At 59.3% G+C, this 6,594-nt stretch carries 5 protein-coding genes; 2 read left to right on the top strand and 3 right to left on the bottom strand.

Annotated elements, in window-relative coordinates; all coding sequences use genetic code 11:
- Window positions 1–124: 124 nt before the first annotated feature.
- The 3 genes from AB3X96_RS37110 to AB3X96_RS37100 are packed head-to-tail and all read right to left on the bottom strand — an operon-like array spanning window position 125 to window position 4,200.
- On the bottom strand, window positions 125–1,246 hold the full coding sequence (locus AB3X96_RS37110; RefSeq protein ID WP_368593643.1) for a tyramine oxidase subunit B: 1,122 nt from the start codon (window positions 1,244–1,246) through the stop codon (window positions 125–127).
- A gap of 54 nt (window positions 1,247–1,300) precedes the next feature.
- On the bottom strand, window positions 1,301–2,575 hold the full coding sequence (locus AB3X96_RS37105) for an enolase C-terminal domain-like protein (RefSeq protein WP_368593642.1): 1,275 nt from the start codon (window positions 2,573–2,575) through the stop codon (window positions 1,301–1,303).
- A complete protein-coding gene (locus AB3X96_RS37100) occupies window positions 2,575–4,200 on the bottom strand; it encodes a glycerate kinase (RefSeq protein WP_368593641.1) in 1,626 nt (541 codons plus the stop codon). Before AB3X96_RS37100 ends, AB3X96_RS37105 begins: the two co-directional genes overlap by 1 nt.
- Here AB3X96_RS37100 and AB3X96_RS37095 point away from each other — a divergent pair.
- Window positions 4,151–5,554, top strand: coding sequence for a PLP-dependent aminotransferase family protein (locus AB3X96_RS37095; protein WP_368593640.1), 1,404 nt, complete (start codon window positions 4,151–4,153; stop codon window positions 5,552–5,554). The two genes, AB3X96_RS37100 and AB3X96_RS37095, sit on opposite strands and share 50 nt — an antisense overlap.
- 165 nt (window positions 5,555–5,719) lie before the next feature.
- Window positions 5,720–6,565, top strand: coding sequence for a sugar phosphate isomerase/epimerase family protein (locus AB3X96_RS37090; protein ID WP_368593639.1), 846 nt, complete (start codon window positions 5,720–5,722; stop codon window positions 6,563–6,565).
- The last annotated feature ends 29 nt before the right edge of the window (window positions 6,566–6,594 follow it).

Raw genomic sequence — 6,594 nt, 5'->3', positions numbered from 1 at the left:
CGGACGGTCACCCGCCACGTCCGCGCTTCGCTCAACATCGCGTACGACTCAACCCTGCCTTCGTGGAACTACAGCATTCGCTCAAGGAACGGCGCATAGCGGGAAGTTATTTCGAGCGCGTTCCTTAGGCCTGGCTGGGCTTTTCCCAGAGGTTCAACGACTGGCCAATACCCTTCTGCACGGCATTCTTGTACAGGTCATAGCCCCAGCTGATATCGAATACGGCCATGCCGCAAGCAATAAAGATCACCCGTTCCTTGCTGCTCTCGCGGCCGGGCTTCACGCCATTGACAACGTCGCCCAGACCGGTCGAATCGGCAAGGGAGGGCAGCTTGCCCGCATCGATGAGACGATAGAAGGGACCGCCGATGACGCCGTTGTAGTACGCCTCCTTGTTGCCGGACGCGATTGCATCCTCCACGTAGGCTTCCTGCAACGCGGTGTGATCGAAAACGATCTTGCAGTTGGTGAGGAACGACTCATCCGTGTTGAACGGGCCGGAGACGAGGATCGCGGCGCCTTCCTTGATCCACTCGTCCTTGAAGTAGAGCGGCTTCAGACGCGAGGCCGCGACGGTGATGACGTCAGCACCGCGAAAGCCTTGTTCGGATTCATCGACTCCGATGGCGCTGACGTGATACGTCGCTTCGACCCAACTCGCGAACTCGTTCGCCTTGTCGAGGAACACGTCGAAGCAGACCACTTTTTCGATTCCTTCGAGCTGGGTCATGATCGCGGTGAAACATGCCTTGTTGATCGGACCGCAACCGATCACGGAAGCCGTTTTCGCATCCTTGTTCGCCAGGTATTTCGCCGCCACGCCCGGCACCGCACCCGTTCGCGCCGCGCTCAACAGGTTCGCCGACATCAGCGCGAGCGGCGCGCCGGTGTCCTTGTCGTTGATCATCATCGTGAGGATCGAACGCGGCAGGCCCTTCTGCGCATTCGCGTGATTGGAGCCGTACCACTTGTTGCCACAGACGTCGAAGCGGCCGCCGAGATAACCCGGCATCGCGGCGAAGCGGCGATCCGGTCCTGCCACGGGCATGTTGGGGAACCTCGTCTCTTTCGGGAAAACGATGTTCATGCCGTGGTTGTTGTGATTGGCGCCGCCCATCAGATAGTCGCCTTTGCCCAGCAGGCTGAAGGTCTCTTCGCACACGGAAACACAACGTGCAGCGTCGAGAACACCGGCGGCGATCATGTCGGGTTCGGAGAGGTACAGGAAGTCAATCTTGGGGTACATGGACATACCTTTTGGCAAAAGAGGTGGTTCGTCTGAAACGTGTCAGCGAGGCGGTCAGAAGCGCAGAAGCGGCGCGATGTCATACAGACGGCATGCGGGACTTCGCCCGTTGGCGCGCATGAGGAAGTTGAGCTTTTCGATGCGTTCGCCTGAGCGCGGCGCACCGTTTTTCTGGAAAGGAACCTCGAGCCCGACGGAGAAATCCATCACGACGTCGTCCACAACGCCGCCCGAGCGGCCCGAGGGCACGGCGATCATTCCGTGTGCTTGCGCGAATCGATACGCATCCATCGCCTCGGTGATCGTGCCGACCTGATTGGGCTTGAGCACGAAGCCATCAACCGCATGCGTGTCATGTGCCTTGCGCAGCAGTTCGAGGTTCGTCACCGTGAGATCGTCGCCCAGCACGATGGTGCGTTTGAGTTCGCGCACGGCCTTGGCATAGCCGGGCCAGTCGTTCTCATCGAGCAGGTCTTCGATGAAGACGAGATTGAAGCGTTCCGTCAGATACTTCGCGTAGGCGATCAGTTCGTCAGAGGAGACGTGTTCGCCCTTGAGGAGATAGCGGCCGGTTTGCTTGTCGTACATCTCGCTCGACGCGCAGTCCAGCGCGAATGCAATACGGTTGCTGTATCCGCATTCGTCGATGGCCTTCTGCATGAGCGTCAGGATCATCTCCGGATCTTCGGACGGCGCGGCGTACCCGTAGGAGCTTGCCACTTGCGGCTTGTGCCCGAGATAGGTCGTCAGCACATCCGCCAGTTTCTGAAACACCGCCACTGCCATTTCGATCGCGAAGTCGATGCTGTCGGTGCCGTAGGGCACGATCAGGAATTCGTTGAACGACTGCGTAAAGCCTTCGTACCGCCCACCGTTGACAACGTTGAAGCAGGGCACCGGAACGGTTTTGATGTCGCGGCCGGCAATGTGCTCGTAAAGTGGAACGGCCAGTGCATCGGCCGCGGCACGAAACGCCGCGATGGAGACAGAATAGATCGTATTGCCGCCCAGACGGTGCTTGTCCGGTGTTCCATCGAGCGCGATCATCTTGTCGTCGATGGCGCGTTGATCGAACACGTTCATGCCGATCAATTCCGGACCGATTATTTTCACCGCGTTTGCCACGGCTTTGTGCACGCTGAGGCCGTTATACTTCGACGGATCGCTGTCTCGAAGGACGAACGACTCGTGCATGCCGACTGATGTACCGGTAGGCGCCGCGCCGCGTCCGATCGCGCCACTTTCGGTTCGAATCTCTACCTCGACAGCGGGACGGCATTTGCAGTCGATGATCTGTTGGGCGCGAACGGAGGTGATCTTGTCTTCCATTACTTGTTTTCCTTCGGTGCAGGAACGTACAGGATGTTCAAATCACAGAGATTGGTTCCCGTGTTGCCTGTAAAGATGGCGGAGTCAATGGAGGAGAGCGCTTCGTAACAGCTATGCTCGCGCAATGCCTGATAAAGACTGATTTCCTTCGCGGCAGCGGCTTTGAAACTGGTCGAATCCGTGATTCCGCCAGCGACCTTCGCGGTGCCGTCCGTCCCTTCGCTATCGATGGAGAGGAGACACGCGCCTTGGGTCTTTTCCGCAGTGATGGCGAAACTGACGGTCATCTCCTGACCTGGGCCGCCATGACCTTTGATCACGCTGTTGTCATCGATCAGCGTCGTCACTTCGCCCGAGCTCAGCAGTACGCAGGGTGCTTTGATGGGCCTGCCATAGACCTGCACCTCTCTCGCTATCGACGCGAGGAAAGTGCCCGCATCTCGGCTTTCGCCCTCGAGAAACGAGGTCACGATCATCGCCGGGATGCCCATTTCTTCGCAGATTTCCTTCGCGTAGATACAGGAATCCGGGAGCGTGTTGAGCAGGAAGTAGGTATTGTCGGGGAATGCCTTGGGCGTCTCGGCTTCTGGACCGGCGTGCATCAGATAGTCGACGACGCTCTTCGGCAGACGGTCCGCTACATTGCGGTTGACGATCGTCGCCCGAGCGTCGTCGAGCGTTGTCATGTCAGGGCCGATCGGCGTGCTCTTGTAGGCCGCGTAGGGCACCGCGATGTCGCCCGTGGCAGGAGAGCCCACCGCGTCGCTGATGCCGAACCCGATCAACTCGGCGCCGACTGCCTGAATGCGCTTCGCCAGCATGCCGCCGTTCAGTGCCGAGATGTGCCGGCGTACCGCATTGATTTCGTAGATGCCGGCGCCTGACTTGAGCAGCACATCGGTCGTGTCGATTTCATCCTGCAGCGTGATCCCATCGATCGGACACGACATGAGTGCAGAACTGCCGCCGCTGATGACCGCAATGAACAGATCGCCCGGCCCTGCCTGATCGACGAGATCGATGATCTTTCGCGACGCGCGATGACCCTCTTCGTTGGGCAGCGGATGGCCACCCACAAACACTTCCGTTCTGTTGAAGCGGTCCGATTCCTCGTGGATCTTCACGATGGCGATGCCGTACGTCAGGCGATCGCCGAGCACGTGATCGACCGCCATCGCCATGTGATTGCAGGCCTTGCCGGCGCCGATCAGATACACATTGCGCTTCTTCGACAGATCCCACGAGCGCGTGCCAATGTGCAGCACGTCGCCGTCGAGACGCATGATGCTTTGAATGCGTCGATAGCTATCCAGACGCTCGAGCGTACGATCCGCAATGTCGAGCACGATTCGGCGCGAATCAATATCGCCGTGCGAAAGAAGCTGTGCGGCGTTACGTATTTTCTTCATACGGGTATCTCTTGGGAATTGCGATCTCGCCAAATTCGTGTGGCGATAACGTAAAAGCAATTTAGATAAATACCCTGCACAGATACATGTACACTTGGATGGACACGCGGATCGCTGTATATGCGCCGCGACCTGTACACATCGTGTTATTCGGTCGAGTTTTTGAATGAAGCCATTTCTGTCGTTGGATGCCGGTGCTGAGACCTCCCTCACCATGCAAATCGTGGCGGGTATCGTCCAGGAGGTCGAAGAGAAGCGCTGGAGACCCGGCGCGCGCGTGCCAAGCATTCGCGCGTTCGCGGGCGCACACGGCGTTTCGACCTTTACGGTGGTGGAGGCCTACGACCGCCTGGTCGCGCAAGGGGTCCTGGTCGCCCGACGCGGGTCGGGCTTTTACGTATCAGACAGACGTTCCGGCTCTCCACAGAAGACGGTGGAAAAGCTCGACGAGAAAGTCACCAATGGATGGCTGGTGCGAAATTTTCTCGGCACCAACGAAGGGGCGATTCACGCGGGCGCGGGATGGCTGCCGGAAACGTGGTTCGACAACGAAGCGATCGCGCGTTCGCTAAGGCAGCTCGCGTCGCATCCTGAGCATCTTCTGGGTTACGGGCATGCGCGAGGTTTCGATCGGCTGCGCGAACAGATCGTCAGGCAGTTGGCCGAGTACGGAATAGAAACCGACGTCGATGGCGTGATGACCACGCTGGGTGCGAATCAGGCGCTAGATCTGGTGATCCGGCAGTGCACACAGCCGGGCGATGTCGTGATGGTGGACGAGCCTTGCTACAGCGATCTTCTGGTCGCCCTGCGTATGCGGGATGTTGAAACCATCGGCATACCGATGACTCCCGCCGGGCCGGACGTCACTGCGATCGAAGCGGCGCTCGCCACCCATCGCCCGAAACTTTACTTCACCAATAGCCGTCTGCATAACCCGACTGGCGCAAGCTACAACTCCGCGACCGCGCACAAGGTGCTGAAAGCGACCGAACGCTACGATTGCCTGATCGTGGAGGACGATGTGTCCGCTGATCTCGTGCAAGGCGGACAGTTCACGCTCGCGTCGCTGGATCAGTTGAAGAATGTCATTTACGTCGGCAGTTTCTCCAAGACGATAGGCGCGGGCCTGCGGGTGGGCTTTGTCGTCGCTGACCCTGCTGTTCTCGAGGGCCTGCTTTATCAGAAGCTGGTGTCAGGCATGTCGACTCCGACTGTCACTGAGCGGCTGGTTAGCGGGGTCTTGTCCGAAGGGCATTACCGGAAGCAGACCGAACAGTTGCGAGATCGTCTTGCTGCCGCGCAGGAAAAGACTTGCCGGAGGCTCGAGGCTAGCGGCTTCGAGGTCTTTTGCGAGCCTCGGGCTGGAATGTTCGTTTGGGCGAAGGCGGCTGGAATCGACCGTGATTCGTCGCAATTGGCCGAGTCGGCCCTGAAAGAACGGATTCTGCTGGCGCCCGGACATCTCTTCTTTGCGGGCCGCGTCAAGACCGGATGGCTCCGGTTCAACGTCGCGCATTGCAATTTCGATCGTTTATTCAACTTTCTCGCCGAATCCATCGGTCGTTGAGGCCTTCGATATCCAGTCTTTCCAACTGTGCAGCCGCGCGCACCTCTACAGGTATCGCGACGTGTACATGTCGCCCGCTATTTCGGCGGGCGAGCATGCGGTGAACGCACGACGCTAATGCACGCGCTCCATGCGCGGCTGGCAGATCACATGGAGAGAAACCGCATGAGTCACGACCTTTCACGGTTCGCGATCAATCAGATAACCACGCCCAGGTGGACCATGCCTGAAGCACTCGACGGCTACAAGCGTCAGGGCGTCAGCGGCATTGCGGTCTGGAGACAGTTCCTCGACGATTATGGCGTGGCGCGCACGCGCAAGCATCTCGACGAACTGGAGATGTGGGTGCCGTCGCTGTGCACGAGCGAGTGGCTCAACGTAAGCGTCGACAAGAGCATGGCTGAGGCGATCGACACGAATCGACGCCTGCTCGACGCAGCCGCGGAGATCGGCGCGGGCTGCCTGATGATGGTCGTTGGCGGCATGCCGCCGGATAGCAAGGACATTCAGGGCCAACGTGCGCGTGTGCGCGATGCGCTGTTCGCGCTGCTGCCGCATGCGCGAGAAGTCGGCGTAAAGCTGGGCCTGGAGCCGCTGCATCCGATGTATGCGGGAGACCGCAGTGTCCTCAATTCGATCAAAGTCGCCAACGATCTGTGCGATGAACTCGGGGAGGGCGCGGGTCTCGTTCCCGATGTCTACCACTGTTGGTGGGACCCAGTATTCGAAGCGGAGCTTCGGCGCGCGGGTCCGGAGCGCATCGTCAGCTTTCACTACTGCGACTGGCTCGTGCCGACGCGGAATCTGCGTGACCGCGGGATGGTTGGCGACGGCGTCATCGATATTCCACGCATCAAAGGATGGCTGGACGATATCGGCTATGCGGGGCCATTCGAGCTGGAAATTTTCTCCGAGCTGGATTGGTGGGAACGTCCTCCCGAAGAGACTGTCCGCGTGGCTATCGATCGCTGCGGGCCTCATGTCGGCACGGCTTCGTTCAATCAGGCGTAAGCACGCTCCGCTTTAATTTCAGGGAAGAC

The organism is Paraburkholderia sp. BR13439, from assembly GCF_040948805.1.
Lineage (GTDB): Bacteria > Pseudomonadota > Gammaproteobacteria > Burkholderiales > Burkholderiaceae > Paraburkholderia > Paraburkholderia youngii.
This window is presented reverse-complemented; position numbering and strand designations above follow the sequence as displayed.

Bases quoted from the DNA above. Each gene is read 5' to 3' on its own strand.
- AB3X96_RS37100 (WP_368593641.1), bottom strand. From the start codon at position 4,200: ATGGTGAGGGAGGTCTCAGCACCGGCATCCAACGACAGAAATGGCTTC.
- AB3X96_RS37095 (WP_368593640.1), top strand. From the start codon at position 4,151: ATGAAGCCATTTCTGTCGTTGGATGCCGGTGCTGAGACCTCCCTCACC.
- AB3X96_RS37110 (WP_368593643.1), bottom strand. From the start codon at position 1,246: ATGTACCCCAAGATTGACTTCCTGTACCTCTCCGAACCCGACATGATC.
- AB3X96_RS37105 (WP_368593642.1), bottom strand. From the start codon at position 2,575: ATGGAAGACAAGATCACCTCCGTTCGCGCCCAACAGATCATCGACTGC.
- AB3X96_RS37090 (WP_368593639.1), top strand. From the start codon at position 5,720: ATGAGTCACGACCTTTCACGGTTCGCGATCAATCAGATAACCACGCCC.